This is a genomic window from Oceaniserpentilla sp. 4NH20-0058 (assembly GCF_040371755.1).
Classification (GTDB): Bacteria; Pseudomonadota; Gammaproteobacteria; order Pseudomonadales; family Oceanobacteraceae; genus Bermanella.
In genome coordinates, this window is sequence record NZ_BAABWE010000002.1 from 138933 (window position 1) to 162853 (window position 23921).

Annotated in this window: 24 protein-coding genes; 6 read left to right on the forward strand and 18 right to left on the reverse strand. The window is 43.6% G+C overall.

Annotated features, from left to right (window positions below; genetic code table 11):
* Positions 1-33 precede the first annotated feature (33 nt).
* The 8 genes from thrC to ffh all read right to left on the reverse strand — a co-directional run bounded on the left by thrC (position 34) and on the right by ffh (position 7837).
* The gene (thrC, locus tag ABWV45_RS03800; protein WP_353349399.1) at positions 34-1434 is read right to left on the reverse strand and encodes a threonine synthase; all 1401 of its coding nucleotides are present in this window, start codon (positions 1432-1434) and stop codon (positions 34-36) included.
* A 39-nt stretch (positions 1435-1473) separates the two neighbouring features.
* Positions 1474-2754 carry a homoserine dehydrogenase gene (locus ABWV45_RS03805; protein WP_353348852.1) on the reverse strand — a complete coding sequence of 427 codons (1281 nt, stop codon included), beginning with the start codon at positions 2752-2754 and terminating at the stop codon, positions 1474-1476.
* A gap of 202 nt (positions 2755-2956) precedes the next feature.
* Positions 2957-3712, reverse strand: a complete 756-nt coding sequence (locus tag ABWV45_RS03810; RefSeq protein ID WP_353348854.1) for a DsbC family protein — start codon at positions 3710-3712, stop codon at positions 2957-2959.
* A 257-nt stretch (positions 3713-3969) separates the two neighbouring features.
* Entirely contained in the window at positions 3970-4329 is a 360-nt protein-coding gene (rplS, locus tag ABWV45_RS03815; protein ID WP_353348856.1) for a 50S ribosomal protein L19, read from the reverse strand.
* A 30-nt stretch (positions 4330-4359) separates the two neighbouring features.
* A complete protein-coding gene (trmD, locus tag ABWV45_RS03820) occupies positions 4360-5112 on the reverse strand; it encodes a tRNA (guanosine(37)-N1)-methyltransferase TrmD (protein WP_353348858.1) in 753 nt (250 codons plus the stop codon).
* A gap of 2 nt (positions 5113-5114) precedes the next feature.
* Complete coding sequence (gene rimM / locus ABWV45_RS03825; RefSeq protein ID WP_353348860.1) at positions 5115-5642, reverse strand: ribosome maturation factor RimM; 528 nt, start codon at positions 5640-5642, stop codon at positions 5115-5117.
* 24 nt (positions 5643-5666) lie between these two features.
* Entirely contained in the window at positions 5667-5924 is a 258-nt protein-coding gene (gene rpsP, locus ABWV45_RS03830; protein WP_353348862.1) for a 30S ribosomal protein S16, read from the reverse strand.
* A 491-nt stretch (positions 5925-6415) separates the two neighbouring features.
* The gene (gene ffh, locus ABWV45_RS03835; protein ID WP_353348864.1) at positions 6416-7837 is read right to left on the reverse strand and encodes a signal recognition particle protein; all 1422 of its coding nucleotides are present in this window, start codon (positions 7835-7837) and stop codon (positions 6416-6418) included.
* A gap of 203 nt (positions 7838-8040) precedes the next feature.
* On the opposite strand from ffh, the gene ABWV45_RS03840 reads away from it, so the two are divergent.
* From ABWV45_RS03840 to ABWV45_RS03850, 3 genes are all read left to right on the forward strand, one after another.
* A complete protein-coding gene (locus ABWV45_RS03840) occupies positions 8041-8835 on the forward strand; it encodes a cytochrome C assembly family protein (RefSeq protein WP_353348866.1) in 795 nt (264 codons plus the stop codon).
* 87 nt (positions 8836-8922) lie between these two features.
* On the forward strand, positions 8923-10185 hold the full coding sequence (locus ABWV45_RS03845) for an HlyC/CorC family transporter (RefSeq protein WP_353348868.1): 1263 nt from the start codon (positions 8923-8925) through the stop codon (positions 10183-10185).
* Positions 10186-10546: 361 nt separating this feature from the next.
* A complete protein-coding gene (locus ABWV45_RS03850; RefSeq protein ID WP_353348870.1) occupies positions 10547-11446 on the forward strand; it encodes a DMT family transporter in 900 nt (299 codons plus the stop codon).
* A 12-nt stretch (positions 11447-11458) separates the two neighbouring features.
* Here the strand turns inward: ABWV45_RS03850 and purT are convergent, their stop codons facing one another.
* The 4 genes from purT to ABWV45_RS03870 all read right to left on the reverse strand — a co-directional run bounded on the left by purT (position 11459) and on the right by ABWV45_RS03870 (position 14160).
* Entirely contained in the window at positions 11459-12658 is a 1200-nt protein-coding gene (gene purT, locus ABWV45_RS03855) for a formate-dependent phosphoribosylglycinamide formyltransferase (protein ID WP_353348872.1), read from the reverse strand.
* A gap of 124 nt (positions 12659-12782) precedes the next feature.
* Positions 12783-12986, reverse strand: a complete 204-nt coding sequence (locus tag ABWV45_RS03860) for a DUF1289 domain-containing protein (protein WP_353348874.1) — start codon at positions 12984-12986, stop codon at positions 12783-12785.
* 9 nt (positions 12987-12995) lie between these two features.
* Entirely contained in the window at positions 12996-13535 is a 540-nt protein-coding gene (locus tag ABWV45_RS03865) for a gamma carbonic anhydrase family protein (protein ID WP_353348876.1), read from the reverse strand.
* Positions 13536-13569: 34 nt separating this feature from the next.
* Entirely contained in the window at positions 13570-14160 is a 591-nt protein-coding gene (locus tag ABWV45_RS03870; RefSeq protein ID WP_353348878.1) for a CoA pyrophosphatase, read from the reverse strand.
* Between the two features lie 357 nt (positions 14161-14517).
* Here ABWV45_RS03870 and ABWV45_RS03875 point away from each other — a divergent pair, with 357 nt between their 5' ends.
* Positions 14518-14856, forward strand: a complete 339-nt coding sequence (locus tag ABWV45_RS03875) for a DUF3135 domain-containing protein (RefSeq protein WP_353348880.1) — start codon at positions 14518-14520, stop codon at positions 14854-14856.
* 75 nt (positions 14857-14931) lie between these two features.
* A complete protein-coding gene (locus ABWV45_RS03880; RefSeq protein ID WP_353348882.1) occupies positions 14932-15489 on the forward strand; it encodes an NUDIX hydrolase in 558 nt (185 codons plus the stop codon).
* Here the strand turns inward: ABWV45_RS03880 and ABWV45_RS03885 are convergent.
* Genes ABWV45_RS03885 through ABWV45_RS03895 form a run of 3 tightly spaced genes read right to left on the reverse strand, consistent with a single transcriptional unit; the run spans position 15486 to position 16447 of the window.
* Entirely contained in the window at positions 15486-15800 is a 315-nt protein-coding gene (locus tag ABWV45_RS03885) for a YqfO family protein (RefSeq protein ID WP_353348884.1), read from the reverse strand. The genes ABWV45_RS03880 and ABWV45_RS03885 overlap by 4 nt on opposite strands.
* A 9-nt stretch (positions 15801-15809) precedes the next feature.
* Positions 15810-16070, reverse strand: coding sequence for a YkgJ family cysteine cluster protein (locus tag ABWV45_RS03890; protein WP_353348886.1), 261 nt, complete (start codon positions 16068-16070; stop codon positions 15810-15812).
* Between the two features lie 35 nt (positions 16071-16105).
* Entirely contained in the window at positions 16106-16447 is a 342-nt protein-coding gene (locus tag ABWV45_RS03895) for a hypothetical protein (protein ID WP_353348888.1), read from the reverse strand.
* Positions 16448-16619: 172 nt separating this feature from the next.
* Here ABWV45_RS03895 and ybiA point away from each other — a divergent pair, with 172 nt between their 5' ends.
* Entirely contained in the window at positions 16620-17096 is a 477-nt protein-coding gene (ybiA, locus tag ABWV45_RS03900) for a riboflavin biosynthesis intermediates N-glycosidase (protein WP_353348890.1), read from the forward strand.
* 693 nt (positions 17097-17789) lie between these two features.
* On the opposite strand, the gene ABWV45_RS03905 is transcribed toward ybiA, so the two are convergent.
* The 3 genes from ABWV45_RS03905 to ABWV45_RS03915 form a co-directional block, all read right to left on the reverse strand.
* Complete coding sequence (locus ABWV45_RS03905; RefSeq protein ID WP_353348892.1) at positions 17790-21425, reverse strand: ATP-binding protein; 3636 nt, start codon at positions 21423-21425, stop codon at positions 17790-17792.
* Positions 21426-21552: 127 nt separating this feature from the next.
* Entirely contained in the window at positions 21553-22350 is a 798-nt protein-coding gene (locus ABWV45_RS03910) for a DUF4194 domain-containing protein (protein ID WP_353348894.1), read from the reverse strand.
* A gap of 53 nt (positions 22351-22403) precedes the next feature.
* The gene (locus tag ABWV45_RS03915; RefSeq protein ID WP_353348896.1) at positions 22404-23858 is read right to left on the reverse strand and encodes a Wadjet anti-phage system protein JetA family protein; all 1455 of its coding nucleotides are present in this window, start codon (positions 23856-23858) and stop codon (positions 22404-22406) included.
* Positions 23859-23921: the final 63 nt, after the last annotated feature.

Sequence of the window (23921 nt, forward strand, 5' to 3'; positions counted from 1 at the left end):
TTAGCGTCTTACATCTCCCGTCTTGCGTCTCACTTATTTAAACGTATTCTCAGCAATAAACTTATGCACCGCTGCCAAATCCGCTGGCAACACATCCAAACGCTCTTCACGATCCATTAGGTCCGTTAAGTGGTGTGGCAGATTTGGCATGTCAAAACCAGCACGCTGTACCGCATCTTCAAATTTCACAGGGTGGGCGGTGCCCAGTGTGATCATTGGGATATTGGTATTACGACGAGTTTCACGTGCGGCTTTTACGCCAATGGCTGTGTGAGGGTCTAGCAAGTAACCGGTTTCTTCAAATACTTCTTGCATGGTTTTCACTGTAGCGTCTTCGTTAACAGCGTAACTGTCGAACAAGGCGCGAGCTTTCGCGAGTTTTTCTTCGTCCAGTGATACCACGTCTTTTTTCGCATTCATGCGGCCCATTAGTTCAGCTAGTGCTTTTCCGTCGCGGTCGTATAAATCAAACAATAAACGTTCAAAGTTAGACGACACAGCAATATCCATTGAAGGAGTAATGGTGTGTTGTAGTGGATGAACTTCGTATTGGTTTTTGCTCATTAAGCGATGCAGTACATCATTGCTGTTAGTGGCAATGACTAACTGCTCAATAGGCAAGCCCATTTTCTTCGCCATGTAACCGGCAAAAATATCACCAAAGTTACCAGTAGGAACTGAGTATGCCATTGGGCGAAGTGGGCCACCCAAATTCAATGATGAATAGAAGTAGTAAACGATTTGGGACATGATGCGCGCCCAGTTAATGCTGTTTACCGCAACCAGTTTGCGCTCGCCTTTTAAGAAACTTTGATCACCAAAGCTGGCTTTTACCATGTCTTGGGCTTGGTCGAAGTTACCTTCGATAGCGATATTGTAAATGTTATCGCCTTTTACGGTTGTCATTTGACGGCGTTGCACTTCTGATACTTTGCCGTGTGGATGCAGAATAAAAATATCCACGTTACGGCATGCTTTAGTACCTTCAATGGCGGCGGAACCTGTATCACCAGAGGTGGCGCCCATGATCACTACTTTTTCATGGCGACGCTCTAATACGTAATCCAATAAACGGCCTAGGGTTTGTAATGCAAAGTCTTTAAACGCTAAGGTTGGGCCGTGAAAAAGTTCTAACACGTATTCGTTGTGGTCTATTTGCTGTAACGGCGCAACGGCTTTGTGACCAAAACCACCGTACACGTCATTTAGAATGGTTTGCAATGCGTCGGAGTCTACACACCCTTCTACGAATGGATAAATGACTTTATGAGCCAGTTCCGCATAGGGAAGGTCGCGCCATGATTCGATTTCGGCCAGTGTGTATTGCGGCACGTCTTTTGGTACATACAGGCCGCCGTCTTCCGCTAATCCTGTTAGCAATACGTCTTCAAATGTTAACTCCGGTGCATTACCGCGAGTAGATATGTATTTCATCATAATCATTACCCTGAGATTCAGGTTTTATTCAATAAATTAGTTTAGTTCTTCTACACGGATGCGAGTAACCGCGCCGTTGATTTCTTCCAAGGCTTCAATTTCAGCAATGGCTTGATTCATGATTTTTTCTTGAATCTTGTGGGTTAGCATGATGATAGGTACAAGGATTTCATCATCTTGTGGCTCTTTTTGAATCAAAGCTTCGATACTGATGCCTTTGTTGCTCAAGATGCTGGCAATTTTGGCCAATACACCGGCTTTATCCAGTGCTTGCATACGCAAGTAGCAACCGGTTTCAATTTCATCAATAGACAGTACTGTGACATCTTCTAGGCTATCGAACGATAGCGCTTCTACTTGAATCCCGCGGGCGATATCAATGATGTCCGCCACAACTGCAGAAGCAGTAGGGCCAGCACCAGCACCTGGGCCACAAAATAGTGTGTCTTGTACCGCGCTGCCTTTTACCGCTACGGCATTCATTACGCCGTCTACTTTTGCAACCATGTTGGTTTCTGGTATTAGCGTTGGGTGCACACGAAGGTCGATGCCGTTTTCATTACGAGCACTTACACCTAGGTGTTTAATACGGTAGCCAAGTTCTTCTGCGTATTGCACATCTTCACGAGTGATTTTGCTGATGCCTTCGGTAAAGCAATTATCGAACTGTAACGGAATGCCGTAGGAGATCGATGATAATATGGTTAACTTGTGAGCAGCGTCGATACCTTCTACATCAAAGGTTGGATCGGCTTCGGCATAACCCAGTGCTTGGGCTTCGGCTAATACGTCGTTGAAATCACGACCTTTGTCACGCATTTCAGTCAAAATGAAGTTGCCTGTACCGTTAATGATACCCGCTACACGCTCAATTTTGTTTGCAGCTAGGCCTTCACGAATGGCTTTGATCACTGGAATACCACCAGCTACACCGGCTTCATAACCAACACTCACGCCAGCGGCTTTGGCGGCTTTGAATATTTCAGCACCGTGTACTGCTATCAACGCTTTGTTAGCGGTTACCACGTGTTTGCCGTTTTTAATGGCTTCAAGTACGAGCTCTTTTGCTACGTCATAACCACCGATAAGCTCAACCACGATATCGATTTCTGGATTACGAGCCACATCAAAAATATCACGAGTGATATTGGTATTGCTGGTATCACAAGCTGGGTTTTCACGACGAGCGCCCACTTGCTCAATAATAATGTCACGCCCAGCACGACGAGCAATTTCTGCCGCGTTTTCTACTAGTACGTTGAATGTGCCACCGCCAACGGTGCCGAACCCACAGATGCCCACTTTAACCGGTTTCACAACATGGTCTCCGTTATGTTGATGCCTAACTGATATCGCGTCAGGAATGTAAAAATTTTGGGCGCTAAATGTACCACAATCAAGGGGCAACAGGCAGGGGGTATTTCAACTATTACAGGGGATTTAAGGCATAAATAGAAAAGCCCCAGAGCTTTCACTCTGGGGCTTTGATGATTTTACGTATCAGTGTTTTTTTACTGGCTTATAGGCCAAGTTTTTTCACCAACTCATCAGCAGCCATATAGCCAGGTACCATTTCACCGTTTGGCAATAGTATGGCTGGAGTACCACGTACACCAAACTCTGCACCCAGTGCTAGTTGCTTTTCAATTGGTGCATCACAGCCTAGGTTTTCTTTAATAAAACCCGTGGCTTTGGCTTTATTCATAGCTGCTGAACGGTCTTCGTCACACCAAACGCTTTTTAGCTTTTTGTATGATCCGGTGAGCTTAGTCTGTTTACGATCTTCATATACCCCTGCTCGAGGGTAAGCCATGTATTGAACCGTCACACCCATTTCGTTTAGGCGCGGTACTTCGCGGTGCAGCTTGCGGCAGTATCCACAATCTACATCAGTGAATACGTTGATTATTGCTTTTTCTTCCCCTTTGCCTTTAAACACAACCATTTCTTTTGGATCAAGTTGAGCTATTAAAGCCGCACGTTTTTCAGCGCCTTTTTGTTCAGTTACATTCACCAATCCACCAACTTCTGTTTTATACAATGAACCGTGAATTAGGTATTGGCCATCTGGTGTGCTGTACAGGGTGTCTCCTGAAATCAGCTCCACTTCATATAGATTTTGCCCCGGCACTTGGGTGGCACTTTTAATAATTAAATTAGGCTGCGCATTGATCAATGCTTTACCTATAGTGTCTTCAACGCTGAGCTCTTCTGCCTGCAGCAGGCCTGTAAGCATTGCTAGGGTTACAACACCTAGGGTTCTGAAAATTGCCATATTGGGTCTCTGTTTATATTTGTGTGCTAATTAGAACATTGATCCCCCTTTAAGTTCCAGTGACAATATGGGGAATGTGATTAACGGCCACCAAAGTCGTGACATGGAAAAACCTCAGGCCGCAGTTTTTAACACTTAAACAGCCCTCTTGAGGCCACATCAGCGCTTGATTTATCTTACTTATAACCCTTTTACGTTTTGTTAAACGCAAAAAACCCGCACAAGGCGGGTTTTTTAAGAGTGCTTTTAAGTAAAATTTACTTAGATAGCTTCTCTTTGATACGTGCTGATTTACCAGAACGCTCACGTAGGTAGTAAAGTTTCGCTTTACGAACATCACCACGACGTTTCACTTCAACGCTGTCGATTAGCGGGCTGTGCGCTTGGAAAGTACGCTCAACACCAACACCGTTAGAGATTTTACGTACTGTGAACGCTGAGTTCAGGCCACGGTTACGCTTACCGATTACAACACCTTCATATGCCTGAAGACGCTCACGGTTACCTTCTTTTACTTTAACTTGTACAACAACAGTATCACCGGCACCAAATTCTGGGATATCGGATTTCAACTGTGCAGACTCGATGGCCTGAATAATTTTGTTTTTGCTGCTCATGACTAAGCTCCTAAGTTGTTTCGGATAGGTTCAAGTATCACTGGGATCTTGAACGTCTCGAATAAATTCTTGCAAAAGGGCCTGCTCATCTTTATTGAGTTGCCTTTTTGCCAGCAAATCTGGCCTGCGTTGCCAGGTACGCCCTAACGCTTGTTTAAGGCGCCAGCGCTCAATTTTTTTGTGATTACCACTGAGTAATACAACTGGTACTGATTCACCGCCATACACTTCTGGTCGGGTATAGTGTGGACAATCTAATAGGCCATCGACAAACGAGTCTTCGACGGCACTCTTTTCATGCCCTAGTACCTCTGGCACTAATCGAATGATGCTATCCATCATCACCATAGCGGCCAGTTCACCACCACTTAGAACGTAGTCGCCGATGGACCATTCTTCGTCCACCTGCGCTTGAATCAAGCGCTCGTCTACCCCTTCGTAACGGCCAGCCAAGAAGATTAAAGCCTCTTCTTTGGCCAGATTTTCTGCCCCCGCTTGTGTCAACTGCTGACCTTGTGGCGACAGATAAATTACTTTGCTGTTTGGGCCAAGCTTGGCTTTTGCAGCACCAATGGCGTGCTCTAGCGGCTCTACCTTCATCAACATGCCTGGACCTCCGCCATAAGGGCGATCGTCCACGGTTTGGTGTCTGTCTGTGGTGAAATCACGAGGATTCCAACAAGTTATGTCCACCAACCCTTTGCTGACTGCTCGGCCGGTTACCCCGCTTTCAGTCAGCGCTTGGAACATCTCAGGAAATATGGAGATGATGCCAAATTGCATGATTAGAATTCCGGATCCCAATCAACTTCTATAGTGCCGGCTTCTAAGTCGATGTTTTGAATGCAGTCGTTCGTATACGGCAACAAGCGTTCGCGTCCATCAATACTGTCTTTCGTGGCTTTAACAACGAGAACATCGTTGGCGCCGTTATTAAACAGATGGTCTATTTGACCAAGCACTATTTTTTCAGTGGTAACCACCAATAATTCTTTCAATTGATGGTAATAAAACTCGCCTTCTTCGACATCTGGCAGCGCATCCATAGGGACAGCAATGTCACATTGGCAATACTTTTGCGCCAGAGTCCGATCGTGGCAGTCGTCAAGTTGAGCAACTATGCCTTTACCTTGGGTACGCCAGTTATTCACTTTAACCGGTGTCCACTGGCCGTTCATGTTCAACAGCCAATCACCGTAGGAGAACACATTCTCCTTGAGTTCAGTGTGACTAAACACTTTCACCCAACCTTTAATGCCATACACGCCGGTCACTTTGCCGATAACGGTTAAATTCTCTGGTGTATTACTCATCAAAGTGTCTTATTACCTACCCAATTAGCTAGCAGCTTGTTGCTTTTTAACTTCTTTCAGAAGCTTAGCAACACGATCACTTGGCTGAGCGCCTTTGCTCATCCAGTATTCAACGCGTTCTAGATCAACACGTAGACGCTCTTCTTGACCACGAGCTACAGGGTTGAAGAAACCTACACGCTCAATGAAGCGACCGTCGCGTGGAAAACGCTGATCCGCTACAGACAAATGATAAAAAGGACGTTTTTTAGAGCCACCAAGGGCTAATCGAATTACTACCATGCGACAGTTTCTTCTCTTTTATGGGCAGGCTTTGGTATCACCTACCGTTTAACAAAGCATCTCGCCATGGGGATTTATCTCCACCATAGGCCAGACGCACTATAAGGGGCGCGTATTGTATAGGAAGTAAGCGAAAGAGGAAAGGGGTAATTATTGCTGGACGCTGGACGCTGGACGCTGGACGCTGGACGCTGGACGCTGGACGCTGGACGCTGGACGCTGGACGCTGGACGCTGGACGCTGGACGCTGGACGCTGGACGCTGGACGCTGGACGCTGGACGCTGGACAAAACAGCGTGAATTTCTCGTCTATATTGTCAATCTTTTCTACTATTCAATGCGCGTTATTTCCCTGTAGCCTTCGACTTAAACTCAAGCGTATCGATAACTTTAGCTGCGTCTCCCGTCTCCCGCCAAGCTTGTTTAAGACAAACCCCCCAATATTGATGCAACATTGAGGGCTTGATTCGAGCTATCAGGCTACAGTTGAACTATTTAAACGGAAAACCGCCGCCACCCATTCCCGGAGGCATTCCACCACCCGGCATTCCGCCTGGGCCACCACTTCCACCCATGCCTTTCATGGCGCCCATCATTTTGCGCATACCGCCTTTGCCCGTCATTTTTTTCATGACTTTTTGCATTTGCTTGTGCTGCTTCAATACACGGTTAATGGTTTGAATGTCAGTGCCTGAACCTGCAGCAATACGCTTTTTGCGTGAGCCGTTAATTTTATCTGGAAAGTGACGTTCTAGCGGGGTCATAGAATTGATCACCGCTTCAGTTTGAGAGAGTTGTTTTTCAGCCGCATCCATTTGACCAGCTTGCTGACCCATATTCCCCATACCCGGCAGCTTGTCCATCATGCCCATTAAGCCGCCCATGTTTTTCATTTGCAGCAATTGGTCACGGAAATCTTCTAAATCAAAACCTTTGCCTTTTTTGATCTTTTTAGCCAGTTTATCGGCTTTTTCTTTATCAATTTTACGTTCAGCTTCTTCGATAAGAGACAGTACGTCACCCATATCCAAAATACGCGAAGCAATACGATCAGGGTGAAAAGGCTCAAGGGCTTCTATTTTCTCACCCATACCCATGAACTTAATGGGCTTACCGGTAATTTGGCGTACCGATAACGCTGCACCACCTCGGGCATCACCATCGGCTTTGGTGATTACAACACCAGTCAATGGCAAGGCTTCATTAAAAGCTTTTGCCGTGTTGGCAGCATCTTGGCCCGTCATGGCATCTACCACAAACAAGGTTTCCACCGGGTCGATGGCTTTATGTAATTGCTGGATTTCTGCCATCATGGCTTCATCTATAGCTAAACGACCTGCTGTATCCACAATTAGCACATCAGAAAACTGGGTTTTCGCTTCAGCAATAGCCGCTTTAGCAATATCTACGGGTTTTTGCGAAATATCAGAAGGGAAGAATTTGGCATCCACTTCACCGGCTAAGGTTTCAAGCTGTTTAATGGCCGCGGGGCGATAAACATCCGCCGAAACCACCATAACTTTTTTCTTTTCACGTTCTTGCAAGTATTTGGCTAATTTAGCCACGGTGGTGGTTTTACCCGCACCTTGAAGGCCGGCCATTAAGATAATAGCAGGTGGCTTGGCGGCTAAATCAAGGCCTTCGTTAGCCTCACCCATGACACTTTGAAGTTCTTCATGGACAATTTTAAGCAAGGCTTGGCCTGGGCTTAGGCTTTTTAGCACCTCAGAGCCAATGGCGCGCTCTTTTACTTGATTGGTAAACTCTTTAACAACTGGTAAAGCAACGTCAGCCTCTAACAAAGCCATGCGCACTTCACGCAAAGTACCCTTGATGTTGTCTTCGGTTATTTTGGCTTTGCCACTAATAGCACGCAGGGCACCATTTAAACGGTCTTGTAAGTTTTCAAACATATTACTGTCTCAATTTAAGGCGTCCATGATCGATGAAACCCAGAAAAAAGGGGATAACTCTATACATCTGGCGCGTCTATATGCACAATTGAGCAACATTATATAGGGAAGCGCCGGATAACTCACTCTTCAAACGCATCTGTCTTTGATTTAGTGACGGCGTCCCAAATAACCACCCTCGTTTTTAGGAATTTACCATTTTTATGGTTACGCTGTTTGCTCTTATTGCCATTGCTTTATATTCGGCCAGTGCCTATTTGCAATACTCCGCTATTCATCAGCCGAACCCACTGACTCGTAAACGTGTATTAGGGCTTGGCAGTGCGGCGGTTATTTTTCATGGTTTTGCTTGGTTTTTACCAATATTTACTCAGCCTGTTAGCCTAAGCTTCCTTCACATGGCTTCCCTGATTGCATTGGTAATTAGCACTCTCATTGTCATAAGCGCTTTACGTAAACCTCTAGAAACCTTGTTTCTTGGGGTATTTCCCATGTCGGCATTAATCATTCTTGGCAGCTTATTCACAGCTCACGATGGTGCACCTCAAGAGCCGTACGACAAAGGTCTACTTAGCCATATTTTGCTTTCTATCATGGCGTATAGTGTGCTGAGTATCGCTGCGGTTCAGGCAATTTTACTCATTATTCAAGACAGACAGCTTAAACATAAACACATGTCTGGCATTATTCGTGTGCTTCCGCCACTGCAAACCATGGATCGCCTATTGTTTGACATGATTAGTGTGGGCACCTTGTTATTAAGTTTGGCAATATTGTCCGGCTTCTTCTTTTTAGATGATTTGTTTGCTCAGCACCTTGTACATAAAACCGCATTCACTCTCATGGCATGGATGACCTATACAGCGCTTTTGCTTGGCCACTGGCGCTTTGGCTGGCGCGGTAATATTGCAAGTAAATGGACACTGGTGGGCACGGCCTTATTGGTATTAGCTTATTTCGGTAGTAAATTAGTACTTGAGATCATTTTAAAGCGCTAGCCTGAGCTTAATTAAACCTATTTTTGATCTTTGGTTAACTGGCTTTTCTGCTACACTAGCGCCAACTTAAGCCTCTAGGACCGCTACGTGAGCGACATACCCTTAAGCCTGTTATTTGCAGCGTTATTTTTCCTTGTTATTTTTTCTGCGTTTTTCTCAAGCTCTGAAACTGGGATGATGTCCCTCAATCGTTATCGTATGCGCCATCTTGCCAAGCAGGGCCACGGCGGTGCCAAGCGTGCAAGTAAACTTCTCAACCGAACAGATCGCCTCATAGGGGTTATTCTAATTGGCAATAATTTTGTCAATATTGCTGCTGCCTCCATTGCTACTATTATTGCTCAACGTATTTGGGTTGATAACCCAGAACTAGGTGTCACCATTGCCACAGTGCTACTGACTTTGGTCATTTTGATTTTTTCGGAGGTTACTCCGAAAACCATCGCCGCTAATCATCCTGAAAAGGTAGCATTCCCAGCCAGCTATTTACTTCAGCCTCTATTAATTCTATTAATGCCGTTTGTTTATGTGGTAAACGCGATAGCGAATGTTTTAATCAAAATTACCGGGTTAAAGCTGGATCAAGGCAGTAAAGACTTACTTAGCACTGAAGAATTCCGCACACTGGTACACGAGGCAGGAGCTTTGATTCCACCTCGACGTCAACAGATGCTGTTATCTATTTTAGATTTAGAAACCGTTCGAGTGAACGATATTATGGTGCCACGTAACGAAATCGTGGGCATTGATCTTGACGAAGATATTCGTGATATTGAAAACATCATGCGCACGTCACAGCATACTCGTTTACCGGTTTGGAAAGGCAACATTAATAATATTATTGGTGTGTTGCACATGCGGAATGCCGCAAAAATTCTAGCTCAGGAGTCCTTTAACAAGGCTGAGTTATTGCAAGTAACCCGCGAGCCTTATTTTATTCCTGAAACCGCACAATTACACAACCAACTGTTTAACTTTCAAACAGAGCAGCGACGCATTGCAATTGTAGTAGATGAGTACGGCGCCGTTCAGGGTATAGCCACTCTTGAAGATATTCTTGAGGAAATTGTCGGCGACTTCACCAGTGATGCATCAGCTGCCAGCCAAGATATTACACCACAAGAAGATGGCAGTTATATCATAGATGGCACCACCACCATTCGCGAACTGAACAAAGCATTGAAGTTTGATTTACCACTGGACGGCCCAAAAACTTTCAGCGGTTTAATCATCGAATACCTTGAATCTATTCCGGAAAACAATGTGTGCTTAAAGGTTGAAGATTATAAAATCGAGATTTTAAAAACCAGAGCAAACACGATTGCTTCGGCTAAGATTCTAAAGCCCTGATCATAGGCTAATAAGTCATTTATATTTAAGGATCATCAGCTCTTGGATTCGGCTTTGGCAGTATTGCCCACTTAGGCGGCTCCATTGGGTTAGATGCTACTTATCTATACATGGAAACGGATCAATTTGATGAAAACCACTTTTTAAGTATTGGTACCAGCGCTGGTTATAGCTTAACCATAAAGCCCATAAAATATTTTCATTTCGAACTTGGTCAAAAACACACTTAGAATATTGAGCATGAAATGAGTAACGGCCGTAATCTTGGTCGCTTCAGAGAAGACTATGTCATGCTACATATTCGTTTCCCATATGACGCTAAGGTCGAACTCTAATTTTCTCCCCAGCTAAACAGGACGTTATGAATCATCCTACTGAATTTTTTACCCGTCCTGTTGCGATTACTCTTTTAATTTTAGCGGCCACCATTTTTGCTGGAAACCATATTGGCGCTCGATTTGCGTTTGATAATGGTGCAGGCCTTTTGCTAGCCGTTTTAGCTCGTAGCGCCATGGCACTGATATTTATGCTAACCATCGTTAAGTTACGACAAGCATCTATGGTGATCCCCAAACACCAAAGATCATGGCAACTGCTAATAGGTTTTTTGATTACAGGGCAAAGTCTTAGCCTATACAGTGCTATTAATTTAATACCAATTCCGTTAGCCCTATTAATTGTTAATACATGGCCAATGATGTTTATTTTGGCTAACTGGGCGACTGGAAAGCGCTTGCCTAATTTAAAAACTTTCCTATTTCTCATAATAATTGTGACGGGTTTATTTTTTGCACTAGACGTTAATAGTAAGCTAGAAATCTCGCAGCAATGGCTTCAAGGTGTCATGCTTGCTTTTATATCTGCCATACTGCTTACTTTTATTATGTGGCTCACACAGTACCAACTAGCAGGTATTGCAGGCTCTGTTCGCAGTAGCTACACCATGCTCATTGCGGTGATATTAATGCTGATGGCCGGTGCCTTAGATGTGCTTCCGGGGGGAATCAATTTACCTAATAACACAACAGGCTGGATGGGATTATTAAGTTTGGCGGTGTTATACGGTATTGCCATTACCTTGTTATTTGTATTAACCCCTAAATTAGATATGGCTCGAAATTCACCTATGTTAAATTTCGAGCCAGTTGCATCATTGGTATTAAGTTATCTTTTTTTAGGACAGGTACTCACAAGCCACCAAATGTTCGGCGGTGTACTAGTTTTAATGGGGATCATTGCCATTGGGTTTAGCCGAGCCTAAGCCCAGCTATATTTATAATTGCACCTGCACTGCACTCGAGCATGCAATAGCGGTTTGCTTGGCCTCTTCGATGTTTTGTCCTGTTGCTAATGCAACCCCCATACGACGAGTACCGCTAACCTCAGGTTTACCGAACAAGCGCAATTGTGTATTAGGAATAGACAGTGCGTTTTCTAAATTTAAAAACTGCACATTACGACTTTCACCACTCACTAGAATCACACTAGATGCACTTGGCCCGTTTTGTTTTATTTGTGGAATAGGCAAATCTAAGATTGCACGGGCATGTAATGCAAACTCAGATAAGTCTTGAGAAATCAAAGTCACCAAACCTGTATCGTGAGGGCGCGGAGAGACTTCACTAAAAATCACCTCATCGCCTTTAATAAATAACTCAACACCAAACAGGCCTTTACCACCTAATGCAGATGTCACCTCTTTAGCCATATTTTGTGCCGCTGTTAATGCGGCATTTGTCATGGCTTGAGGCTGCCAAGATTCTTGATAATCACCGTTTTCTTGGCGATGCCCGATAGGCGCACAAAAAGAAGTCGTGATCTCTCCATTTTCATCACGATGACGAATAGTCAATAACGTAATTTCAAAATCAAAATCCACAAAACCTTCAACAATAACCTTTCCTTTTCCTGCGCGACCACCTTCTTGAGCATAATCCCAAGCAGCATCAATTTCGTTTTCATTTCGCAACAAGGACTGTCCTTTACCAGAAGAACTCATGATGGGTTTAATCACACAAGGCAGACCAATATTTTTAATAGCCGCTAAGTACTCACCTTTAGTTTGCGCAAACTCATAAGCGCTGGTTTTTAAATTAAGTGTTTCAGCGGCTAAGCGGCGAATGCCTTCACGGTTCATGGTGAGCTGGGTGGCTTTGGCAGTTGGAATAACCGTAAAGCCTTCTTGCTCAAGCTCCGCTAGTGTCTCTGTGGCAATAGCTTCAATTTCAGGAACAATTAAATCCGGTTTTTCTTGCTCAATCACCCTGCGCAGTGCATCGCCATCCAGCATACTAATCACATGAGAGCGATGAGCTACTTGCATGGCTGGGGCATTGGCGTAACGGTCAACCGCTATTACCTCTACGCCTAGGCGTTGTAATTCAATTGCCACTTCCTTGCCTAATTCCCCTGAACCACATAACAACACTTTTTTTGCGCTTGAACTTAACGGTGTACCTAAGCTGATTGACATACCATGCCCTCGAAAAATAAAAATGAGTGTATCAAATTTGATTTATGGCTTCATAGGTTAATAAACGTAAAACGGCGCTATTGATAACAATAACGCCGTTTTAAAAGAAGAATTAATAACAGGGTTAGAAAGTCATTAAATTTCCTGATGCTTTTTCACGCTCTGCTACGTTTTTTAACACGCTGTGTTTTTGGGTATTATCCATAGTACCCCAATTCATGATCTCATCGCCTGTGCGATAGCAACCAATGCACACATCATTTTCATCCAGCGCACACACTGCTACACAAGGGGATTTGACCATGCTTAAAATATTTTTGTCGCTCATAGGATTCACTTATTTAACTTCAAGGATCGTCATGGGTTTTAAGTGCTTTTTATAGTGCTTAAAATTATGTACATAATGAGCGGCGCTCAACTCAAGCTGCGTTTTTTGATCCTCTGATAGCTCTTTTTTAACTTTACCAGGACTTCCGAGAACCATGGAGCCATCCGGTACAACCATGCCCTCTGGAATTAAAGCATTAGCACCTATGATGCAGTGCTTACCAATTTTAGCGCCGTTTAATATCACTGCGTTAATACCAATTAAACTATAATCCCCTACGTCGCAGCCATGTAGCATAGCTTTATGCCCAATGGTTACGCCTTTTCCTATGGAGAGTTCAATGCCAGAGTCTGTATGCAAGATGGCTCCGTCTTGGACATTGCTGTTTTCACCAATGGTAATCACATCATTATCAGCACGAATAACAGCGTTAAACCAAACCGATGTGTTATTTTCCATGACTACACTGCCAATTAGCTGGGCGCTGTCTGCAATGAAATGATCTTCTCCTTGAAGATCAATTTTACGTTCTGCTAATTCATAAACCATGTTTTTACCTAAATCTTTTTATCATTTGGAATTATTACGTTTCCATCAATCCATCTAATGAATCTAATAAAATTTCAAACTCTGTATCAAAAAATAAATTGAACATCTCACCAAGCATCACAGCAGTTAATCCCCAGATGGTATAGTCTTCAAAATACCATCTAGGCCCCTTAAAGCGACCAAATACATCTATCTGATCAGGCTGACCTTGCGTAAAGAACGACAATGGCACTTTAAACACCGAATCAATCTCTCTTGAGTCTGCATTGATGTGAGCATCTTTATGCACAATGGCCAAAACCGGCGTTACCAAAAAGCCATAACGGGAGATAACCTGATCCAAGGTTCCAATAACATCGACCTCACTCGGATCAAGATGAATCTCTTCTTGAGCCTCACGCAGTGCCGTTGCAATGATGTCTACATCATTATCTTCTCGCTTGCCGCCGGGAAATGCCACTTCACCCTTATGGGTGGGCATATCACTTGACCTGAGGGTTAATATCACTTGCGGATCAGCTTCGTCGGTAATTGCGACTAACACCCCTGCCTCAGCTAAACCCCGTTCACTTAAGGTTCTTGGTTTATGGGCCTGCGCTTTTGTTATTAATATATCGAGTACCATGGGCCACCTCACTTCATGCACGTATTCTAACCAATTTTGCTCTTTTAATCAGTTAGTAACTGTAACTGTGCCAATTCAAGTACGCTTAGCATTGCTGTTACAAATCAACTTATAAGATTTACGCCTAAATATCCGGCTATCTATTCACAATTTGGATAAAAAGCGCAATGACAAACATTGATCGAATTTATAACCTTTTGAATTATAAGGATTTTTATCTTTTATAATTCAACTATGGGTTTTTATGCCTGCCTTATACCTTGGGGTCAAGCATGAAGTACGCGCTGTGACAAGCTTATGGCGTAAGCCCTTGATTGATAAACTATTACAATCAGTTACATAATTCAGAGAAGCTTTATGAAAAAGCCATTACCCAGTTTTGAACGCATGGCCGAAATGGCCAAAAATGATCCAGATGCCTTAGAGCGCTTACGCTTAGAGATGGTACGTGATGCCATCCAATCAGCACCAGAAGAATACCGTCAGCGTTTACATGGCTTGCAGTTTCAAATTGATGGTAAGCGTCTATTAAGTAAAAACCCAATGCAGGCCTGCATTGAAATCAGCCGGATGATGAACGAATCATTACTAGAGCTTAAAACCTATATTAACGGTATTGATGGCGACACAGACACTCCACTGCCAAGTATCGCTGAACCTGCTAAAGTCCTGAAATTCCCTACGGAAGTACTTTAGCTCGCTGGAATTCTTTGCCTTGCCTTTCCTTTGGCCGCTATACTGCGGCCTTTCTTTTAAGGTGATTGCTTCCCCATGAAATTTTGCAGTGAATGTGCCCACCCAGTTCAATACTCTATACCTGAAGGGGATAATAGAGAGCGTGCCATATGCACGTCCTGTGGCACCATTCATTATGTAAACCCAAGAATTGTCGCAGGTACGTTACCAGTTTTTGAAGGTCAAATTCTGTTATGTAAACGTGCTATCGAGCCAAGGAAAGGCTATTGGACACTACCTGCTGGCTTTATGGAAAATGGTGAAGGCTTGCAACAGGGGGCGGCACGAGAAACCCTTGAAGAAGCAGGTATCAATGTCACTTGTGGACAAATGCTAAGCGCTATTACGGTGCCATTTATATCACAAGTGCATATCTTCTTTTTCACCCAATTAGACAGCCCAGAGCATGCATTAAAAACCAGTGAAAGTTTAGAAGTAAAACTATTTAACTTTACGGATATTCCTTGGACTGAAATCGCCTTTCCAACCGTCAAGCAAACAATCGAACATTATTTGAATGATGTGAAAAACGGTGAGATACAAACCCGCATATGGAATATTGACGTTAAAGACCGTATTGCCCGTATAAGCTAAAAGCCAGTTATGGGCTGATAAACATCATAAGCAGGCTCTTCATAAGGATGTGCTGCCTTCATGGCGGCCATTACCGCTTTAATACAGTGTTCCTCACACACCATTTCGATTTTAAGCTCGTTCACTATTTCTAGCTCACCTACCTCACCGATAAACGCATTAGACCCTTGCATGGGCTTAAACTGACCTTGCCCTTGGGTTTGCCAACAACAATGCTCATACAAACCAATGCGCCCCGCTCCGGCATCAAACATGGCCTGTTTGACTACCTGAGCATGATCTAAAGGTACATAGATATTAATACGATACACAGTGGCACTCTAATTTGAGATGTGGGTTAGATGGACCAATTGAATCAAGTTATCCATAGCTTCTTGGGCTGAGTCACCGCAAATCTCTTTCTCTGCAATGAACTGCTCACAAACCTTTGGACGCTCAGGGCGAGCAAAGATTTTACATAAATTATTCTCATCAAGCTGAATGCAACGCTCTCCTGCTACTTTACCGTTAGGCATACCTGGGATAGCACTGGATATAGAGGGAGCAATACAACAGGCTCCACAACCGGGGTTACATAGCATAGCTGAACCTAAATCATGTTCGAGCCCATAGCATGTCACAATCCTAGGGAATTCACCAATTGACGGTTATATCGAGTGCAATAACGTTCTAGCAGAATTTTTTCATCGATACCCATCTCAGAGTGATCGTATAAGCGAAATTCATTCATGATTTTAACGCGGTATTTCTTTTTAATGATGTCTATGTGAGTCGCTTCAACACCGGGGATTCTATTCTCTTTATTTTCTCCCACAATGTAAGCCATAAAAACAGGATAGACACTTGATGCGCTCTTTTTCGCATCTTCCACAGGATACTGGAACAAGCGGTAATCCAAACCTCGGGCGCATAAACAAGAACAGAACAGCAACAAGCTAAGGATGATTATTGATTTCATAACGACTCTTTAGGTAACCGCATATCATTCACCAGTATAGACCAACTACGCCTACACCCTCGTGACAATTTGTAACCTGTGTTTATAGCAAATGAAACACACCCTACTCTTGCATTAAACCTAGCCCCCTCATACCATGGCGAATTGAACCGATTAAAATAAGTAACAAGCCATGACCGCTGGATTATTCCCTGAAGAAAACGTCAACGATATTTTCTTTTCTCGTCACGATACCGATGAGCCATTAGGCAGTGCTTCTCACCACCCTTTTTCTTTAGAAGGGCAAGAATGGCCGACAGCTGAGCATTACTACCAAGCCAGCTTATTTGATAATCCAACTATTAAAAGCAAAATTTTAGCACTGAAAAGCGCAAATGATGTTTTAGCATTTACTAAATGGAAGTTATTTTCAAAGAAAAAAGGTTGGAAAAAACTCAGACAAGTCTTGATGACCCGCGCCATTTACACCAAATGCAAAACTTACCCACAAATCGCTGAGAAACTATTAGCCACTGGCGATAAAAAATTAGTAGAAAACAGCAGCTATGATTATTACTGGGGCTGTGGGCGAGATCGCCGCGCTGAGAATACTTATGGGAAAGTGCTGATGAATGTGCGGGATAAGTTGAAGGAAGAAAGCTCTAAATAAAGCTTTTCAACTTTGATTTACGAATATCGCTATCAACGCAAAAGCAAACAAAACGCCTAAGGTTAATAATAAAGGTGCGAAATTACCATTTTTCGCTTCTGATGCTAAAAAAGTATTAAATTCTTTTTTACTTTGCTTTCTACCATGTTTCGAATCTAAGTTGTGTTTAGTTAAGCCTATACTTCCAGTACTTACATATTCCTTTGCAGTAGTCAGTGTAGGTACCGGCCCAAAATCAATATTGCCATCGACTTTTTAATATACCAATAGAACCATCTTTAATTATTCTTCGACCATCTGCAGCAAGATAATTACCAGCTTCAATCTTTGCCACTTTCATACGTGATTATCCTTAATATATCCATTGAAATTAAATAGAGAAAGTAGACAGACTTAGAGCGTTAGCGAGGCAGTTTAGGCAAGGAAAAGGATTCTTCAAAAAACGGAGCTTACTGTAGTAAGTATTCGTTGCACTCACCCTTCGGGCCAAACTAAAGTTTGTTCAAGCAAAGCTTGTGAGTATTTTTGAAGTATCCGTTAACGCAGCATAAGCAACGCTGCTAGCTCGAAATTAAGCTCGATTGAGGAAGTCAGAGCGAGGCGAAGTTGATTTTTTAAAACGGAGTTTAGTCCGCTAAATGAGTATTTAAAAAATCAACTTCAACAAAGCTATGACGACGATAATCAGCTTAATTAGGCAAACTCTTCCATAAAGTCCAATTCGGCTTGCTGTCGTACCACTCTTCTATGATGCGCCCACAAATCTTGAATCTTCTCTTTATTGCATTGCTGCCTGTCAACCAATACTCGCGTATTCAATTCACCACGCTTACCTGCGGCTAGCGGTACTTTACTGAATACGTATTGGTTTGAAATCAGATCCATAAATGGGCCAGATTTACTGGTCGGCATGATGAACAATAACTGTAACCCTAGGCTTTCAGTTAAATAGTTGATCACTTCTTTCGAGCGGGTTTCATCCATTTTACTAAAGGCTTCATCCACTAACACCATACGCAGGTGAGTATCCCCTTTATTAAAGCGGAAGGCTGAGGTAATAGCCGCACTACGAATAATATAGGCAGGGGTTTCTAACTGACCGCCAGAGCCAGTACCGTATTGCGATAAGGCAATTGGTTCTTTACCTTCAGGTTGTTTATAAATTTCGTAGTTACGATAATTACGATAATCCGACAAACGTTCTAACTCACGCATGGCTTTTTGTTCGTCGTCACTTAATAGCATTTCCATTAATTGACTGCGCACCTTAGCGCTCTTTTGGCTAAGCTCCACTTCGAATAAAGTTTGCCCTTCACCAATGGATGGATTCTTGATGACCTCTTCAAAGAAGTTCCAGTAATCTTTAAATTCTGGCACCCATTCCCAATCGAACCAGTAACATTCTTTATCGGTACCGAATCTATGATGACGTAACTCGCTGTTCATATCTTCTAAGGTACGCTTACCTTCGCTAATGGCTTGGTAAATGGCGTGACATAAATTAGTTACAAACGCGTTATCAAAGCTGTCTTTTAAGCTAGATAGCTTGTCTTGTTTTTCTACCAAGATGTTATTTTTCAAGCGGTTATGAATCCGATCCACTTCACGCTGAACATCGCATATATCTTGGAAGAATCGGGCGCTATGTTCGTCCGTATAATCCGGTGCATAAACAATGGCATCCAAGGTTTGGCAACGCTGATTATGTTCAGCGATGGCTCGGTCCACACTTTGAGCGCGGCTATTTAATTCACTTAAAATGGCTTGCTGTTGATTCTGTGCGATTTCCGCTGTGGTGCGTGCTGCTTCTTCATCTGCTTCGATTAAGCATTTCTCAACATCAAAGTCCGGCCAAACCTTACTAATGGAGCGTAAGTTATCTTCGTTAGAATCCGCTTTTTCTGCTGTGAATTCTTGCTGATCGCTAAGCACTGCGCAGCGTTTCTCGCTTTCTTTTAATTGTTGAGCCGTGCGACCTAGCTCCCCATCTAGACGCTGAATTTGTTCATCTAATGTCTGCGCTTGTTCCGCCAGTTCTCTGTATTCATCTTCTAATAATGAGAAGTCTGACAAATCTATTTGATCAAGCTGTTTCTCGGCATTTCGCCATTGACGATTCACGCTCACCATTTGTTGCAATTGATCAGCATACGCAAGATGACGTAATTGATTCACCGCTAATAGTAAATCTTGTGCTTCTCGTTGGTTTTGCTGTGCATTACTGGCTTGTTCCGCCAATTGCTGAAATTCACGCTGCTTGGCACTTAGCGCGCGTTCGCGTGCACCTTGCCCAAACACCAATTCAGTATCACTCATGTCACAGCGATACATGGAATACGATCCAGAACCCATACCTTGCTTGGTTAAACCACGGCGTGTTTTACGCAGAGCTTGAGCATCGGGTACTTGTTCTACACTGCCGTAACTGGCCATTAGGTAATGCTTGGCAGTGGCATGCTCAAATTTCATAAGATGCATAATGGAGTTATGCGGCACCTTTTGACGATCGGCGTCTTGTTTGGCCTTGCTGCCTTGAATCACGCGGGCTCGGTTACCGCCAGGCATGTTACGTACAATGCTAATGGCATCAGATTCGTAATCTTCTTCAACCACAATAGAGAAACGCGCACCGCCAATGTAACCCTCAATGGCGTTCTGCCAATCAGAGTCCAGTACTTCAACATAGTCACACAAGACTTTTGGATCTGCCTGCGGGTACTCACGACGAATGGCATCTAAAGCGGCTTCAACAAAGTATGGGTAACTGACTTGGCTTGAATGCAAGCGATCCATATCTTGTTGGATTTGTTGCATTTTCTTGTGCTGGCTTTGTAATTTTTGTTCACGGCGATCCGCCAAGCGAGCAAGCTGGTCACGTAAGCTCACCCCTTCTGTGGTGAGTTCCGCATTAAACCAAAGTTCACGCCACTGGTTGATTTGTTCTTGTCGCTGAATGCCGTCATCTAAATGGGCTTCCAGCGGTGAGATGTCGATCATGTCCTTGTTCAAAATAGCGGGAAAGTCCAGTTGATCTGAATCCGCTAAAGCGACCACCTGCTTACCTTGTGATAAAAACTTGCGCTCATTTAACGCTGGGATTTCTACACCAACACTGGTGTTCTGTAAGGTTTTATAAATGCTTTTAGATGCATCTAAGGTGTATTTGAGCTGTTTGTCTTGCTCTAATAATAAAATCGCTTGCTGTTGCAATTGCTTTTTAAAGCCTTCTATCTCTTGCTCTAAATGATCTTTATCTTTTAACGCTGGAATTCCCTGACGGCGCGCTTCCAATCCCACTAGTTCTTCACGGGATTGCTTACGGCGAGATTCAGCGGTTTCACGTTCGTTTTGTTTGTGATTCAAATCGCTGCGCAATTGTTGCTGCTGATTTTTCGCATCTCGATAGGCGCTTTGGTCTTCGACATAGCGACTCTTTGCTGCCACATAATGGGCAACCTGATAATCAATCCACTGATCAATGTAGGTTTGGCTATTAGACTTAGCGCCTAATAAGATATTGATATTTTCGATTAAGCCTTGTGCATCGGATTCCATTGCATGAATGGTTTTCATTAAATCTGAGACACTGCGTATGGCCTCGCCTAAATCTTTTTTCTCTAAAATTTCATTAGCCACAAATCCATTAATACTTTTAACGGGTTTATATGCCATAAAGCGTGAAAAAGCCTTGGCGGCATTTAATGCTTCACGTTCACTCACAGCATCATCACGACCACGCAATGCGCTGTACAAACGACGAAGATATTGCTTTTTAGTGTCGTATTTTTCTACGGCCTTTTGCCCACAGCGTTTTTGTAGACGCTTGAAGATTTTATCTACCGCCACCACTTGTTTGCTGTCGCTTTCTTCTAGTAGAAAGTCGCTTTGGGTCAGTTCATGCCCTGCCACAATCATTAATAAGAAGTCACTTTGACGCGCTACCGCTTGATTGCCCGCTTTATCGATATAAGCACTCACACCAATAATGGCGGTAAATGGTTGACCGCTTTCCCCTTGTGTGGGGTGAAATACCGCTGCCAAATATCCATTGGCGCCCCCTGGGCGAGCATATGAGCCGTCGTCACACCCTAATACATAAGAGGCTAAAGTACGCACTTGTTTGCCGCGACCTTTTTGCGTGGCTTCATCTTGACCTGGGTTGTAATTAAATAAATTATCATGGGCGGCTGTCATGATGGTTTGAATGGCATCTGCCGCAGTGGTTTTACCACTACCATTACCACCGCTTAAAAGATTTATGGGGCCAAATTCAAAATCAGTGGCTGGGATATTACCCCAATTTACATAGACGAATTTTTTCAAAAACATAACTAAATCGTCTCCGCTTTAAGTTCTGTACAAAAGAAGTTAATAGGGCGCACTCGCAAATGGGCAAACTCGATTTCAGGCATATTGCCCCTTTCTAATTCACCATTAACAAACTCATAAAGAAACATTATTTAGACTCCTCAGCAAATACACTTGGGCTTTGAGCTAACGTATCTTGTTTGCCATCTTGCTCTTCATTTTGTTTGTTATCCTCTGATGTTTGGGTTTCAGTGGATTCAATCACATCGCTTGCTTCTTGCGATACAGGCTCAGCTTCATCTGCCGCTACCACTTCGCCTTCCTCTTGCTCGGACACTAATGTGCTTAATACTTCATCACTGACATAACTCATGATCATTGGGCGCACTTTCAACCAAAATTCAGCGTGCTCTAAAGCATCTTCATTGGCTAATTGAATTAAGCGCAATTGACGTAAACGGCGGAATAGGTTTTTACGCTCGGTAAGTTGCTCCGGCAGGCTGCGGCCCAGCAGATTTTTTAAGGCTATGCTCAGTGATTCTAAGCTCACCATTACACAGCCTTGTTCATCCACTTGTCCTTCACGCAGGGCTTTGTCATATTGCGAACGCAGCACCAAAACTAATGCCACTTCGTTTTGTGATAAACGCACACGCATACCACTATTAAATGGTTGGTCATCATCTTCCATGCCCGGCACTTGCGCACCCGGAGGGAAACAGCGAATAAATTGAAAGCGACGATCATGTTGGATGCGAATTGACATTAATGAAATGTAGTCTTGCACGATATCTTCGATGCGCAAGTAACGGTCGTACAAGATTTGTTCTACCTGTGATTCGTCACGGCATATTACACCGTAATCCATTAAACGAATCAGCAATTCGCTGAATTCTTTTAATTGGACGCCTTCTTTTTCGAGTAGCTGTTCTATCTTATTTAGCATGTGATTCCTGAACCCATCTGCGAGGTTTCTTAGGGTGTGCCACCCTGTTTAATTTACGCCGCAGCGTTTTCTTTTTTTATTAGGCGAATACTGAATACGTCTTTTTTATCAAAGTATTCATCTTGTTTTTGTTCTAGCCAGCGTAATTCAAATTGATACTCACTGGATAAATTATCCACGGCTCCCACACTGACAACATGGGCAATGGCCAATAAGTCGGACGCGTTATTTACGGGGATTTCACTGGATTGAATTTCGTTGCGTTGCTGGAATTTCTCAACCATGAATCTGCGCACTTGGTTATTATTTACGAAGAAAGCTTGATCCAATGCTTGCTGAACGTACAGCTCACGGCGGCTGTCTTGGTCGACGCTTTCTAAACCTTCATCAACACCATCATCAATCACGGCTCTACGACGTGGTGCTTGCAAGCGCACTTGGCTAGGGTCGATAAAGCGTATCTGTGGTACCGCCATCATGGAGGAAACATGATCCAGCTGTGTGTTTTGCTCATCTACGCTGAGTGATGACAGATGCTTACAGACACTCACCACATCATTGTGTTTCTGACTGGCTAGGTAACTCATTTGTCGAATAATAATATCCGCACGTTTGGTAAAATTTTGCAGCGATTTACGCACCAGTGGAAGCACATGTTCACATGCACTTTTAAGGCGATGCTCAATATCGTCCAGCACCGACCAAAGTACCGATTGGTTTTCTTGTACCTGCTCTGGCAATAACTCTCTTAAGCGCTTTTCTGCTTTTGCTTTAGCACTTTTTGGGCTGGCCTTTATTTGGTCAACCAAATCACTGATTTGATCACGATATTTTTCTACGTTATCCGCCGATAAGCGCACGGCTAAATCTGGCTGGAAGCGTTTCTCCATAAAGTCGAAAAACTGATCACTGGCTTTTTGCACCAGCATTTGACCTTCCATTTCTCGCACTAACGCACGCTTACGTTCATCTAGTTCGCTGATAACATCAGTAAAGTCACTGATAATGCGCTCACTGTATTCGTAGGCATCCAATAAGTCATAGACCTCCCCATGCTCTAAGAAGCTCTCTAGAGCATTACGTACATTTCGAGTGTTGCGATGACGGGCCACTTGCTGAGTTTGCTTGCCCTCTAAGAAAGGCTCCACAAAGTGCCTGCCCCAGCGACTAAAACTGAAGCTCGACTGTAATGTGGCTTCATCCACCTGTTTTTCGATCCAACCGTGCTCAAGCAACGTATTAAGTAGCCAAGTGGCCAGTTCACGGTGGGTTTTGAAGCGACCTTCGTCGTCTTCGTCATCGCTTTGCATGACTGGAGCACGCACCAAGGCTTCGCTGAAAATATTGATCATGGTTTCCCGAGAAAGGGCTTGGCCATATTCAGCGGAACCTGCGTGACTAGAGGAGTAAAGCTGTTTATACAGTTCGCGCAGACACTCCACCATTTGCTCGCGGTACTTGCTGGTGAGCGGGCGAAAAAACTGACTCCGTTCCTGTTGAAAAAACATACAATTAGATAGCTCTGACAATAAACAAAGGGCACAACTTTACCTGAATTCCCCTGCTACGGG

What these genes read in the sequence shown, in the direction of transcription:
- thrC (WP_353349399.1), bottom strand. Translation starts at nt 1,434, where the DNA reads ATGAAATACATATCTACTCGCGGTAATGCACCGGAGTTAACATTTGAA.
- ABWV45_RS03810 (WP_353348854.1), bottom strand. Translation starts at nt 3,712, where the DNA reads ATGGCAATTTTCAGAACCCTAGGTGTTGTAACCCTAGCAATGCTTACA.
- rplS (WP_353348856.1), bottom strand. Translation starts at nt 4,329, where the DNA reads ATGAGCAGCAAAAACAAAATTATTCAGGCCATCGAGTCTGCACAGTTG.
- trmD (WP_353348858.1), bottom strand. Translation starts at nt 5,112, where the DNA reads ATGCAATTTGGCATCATCTCCATATTTCCTGAGATGTTCCAAGCGCTG.
- rimM (WP_353348860.1), bottom strand. Translation starts at nt 5,642, where the DNA reads ATGAGTAATACACCAGAGAATTTAACCGTTATCGGCAAAGTGACCGGC.
- rpsP (WP_353348862.1), bottom strand. Translation starts at nt 5,924, where the DNA reads ATGGTAGTAATTCGATTAGCCCTTGGTGGCTCTAAAAAACGTCCTTTT.
- ffh (WP_353348864.1), bottom strand. Translation starts at nt 7,837, where the DNA reads ATGTTTGAAAACTTACAAGACCGTTTAAATGGTGCCCTGCGTGCTATT.
- ABWV45_RS03840 (WP_353348866.1), top strand. Translation starts at nt 8,041, where the DNA reads ATGGTTACGCTGTTTGCTCTTATTGCCATTGCTTTATATTCGGCCAGT.
- ABWV45_RS03850 (WP_353348870.1), top strand. Translation starts at nt 10,547, where the DNA reads ATGAATCATCCTACTGAATTTTTTACCCGTCCTGTTGCGATTACTCTT.
- purT (WP_353348872.1), bottom strand. Translation starts at nt 12,658, where the DNA reads ATGTCAATCAGCTTAGGTACACCGTTAAGTTCAAGCGCAAAAAAAGTG.
- ABWV45_RS03860 (WP_353348874.1), bottom strand. Translation starts at nt 12,986, where the DNA reads ATGAGCGACAAAAATATTTTAAGCATGGTCAAATCCCCTTGTGTAGCA.
- ABWV45_RS03865 (WP_353348876.1), bottom strand. Translation starts at nt 13,535, where the DNA reads ATGGTTTATGAATTAGCAGAACGTAAAATTGATCTTCAAGGAGAAGAT.
- ABWV45_RS03870 (WP_353348878.1), bottom strand. Translation starts at nt 14,160, where the DNA reads ATGGTACTCGATATATTAATAACAAAAGCGCAGGCCCATAAACCAAGA.
- ABWV45_RS03875 (WP_353348880.1), top strand. Translation starts at nt 14,518, where the DNA reads ATGAAAAAGCCATTACCCAGTTTTGAACGCATGGCCGAAATGGCCAAA.
- ABWV45_RS03880 (WP_353348882.1), top strand. Translation starts at nt 14,932, where the DNA reads ATGAAATTTTGCAGTGAATGTGCCCACCCAGTTCAATACTCTATACCT.
- ABWV45_RS03890 (WP_353348886.1), bottom strand. Translation starts at nt 16,070, where the DNA reads ATGCTATGTAACCCCGGTTGTGGAGCCTGTTGTATTGCTCCCTCTATA.
- ABWV45_RS03895 (WP_353348888.1), bottom strand. Translation starts at nt 16,447, where the DNA reads ATGAAATCAATAATCATCCTTAGCTTGTTGCTGTTCTGTTCTTGTTTA.
- ybiA (WP_353348890.1), top strand. Translation starts at nt 16,620, where the DNA reads ATGACCGCTGGATTATTCCCTGAAGAAAACGTCAACGATATTTTCTTT.
- ABWV45_RS03905 (WP_353348892.1), bottom strand. Translation starts at nt 21,425, where the DNA reads ATGTTTTTGAAAAAATTCGTCTATGTAAATTGGGGTAATATCCCAGCC.
- ABWV45_RS03910 (WP_353348894.1), bottom strand. Translation starts at nt 22,350, where the DNA reads ATGCTAAATAAGATAGAACAGCTACTCGAAAAAGAAGGCGTCCAATTA.
- ABWV45_RS03915 (WP_353348896.1), bottom strand. Translation starts at nt 23,858, where the DNA reads ATGTTTTTTCAACAGGAACGGAGTCAGTTTTTTCGCCCGCTCACCAGC.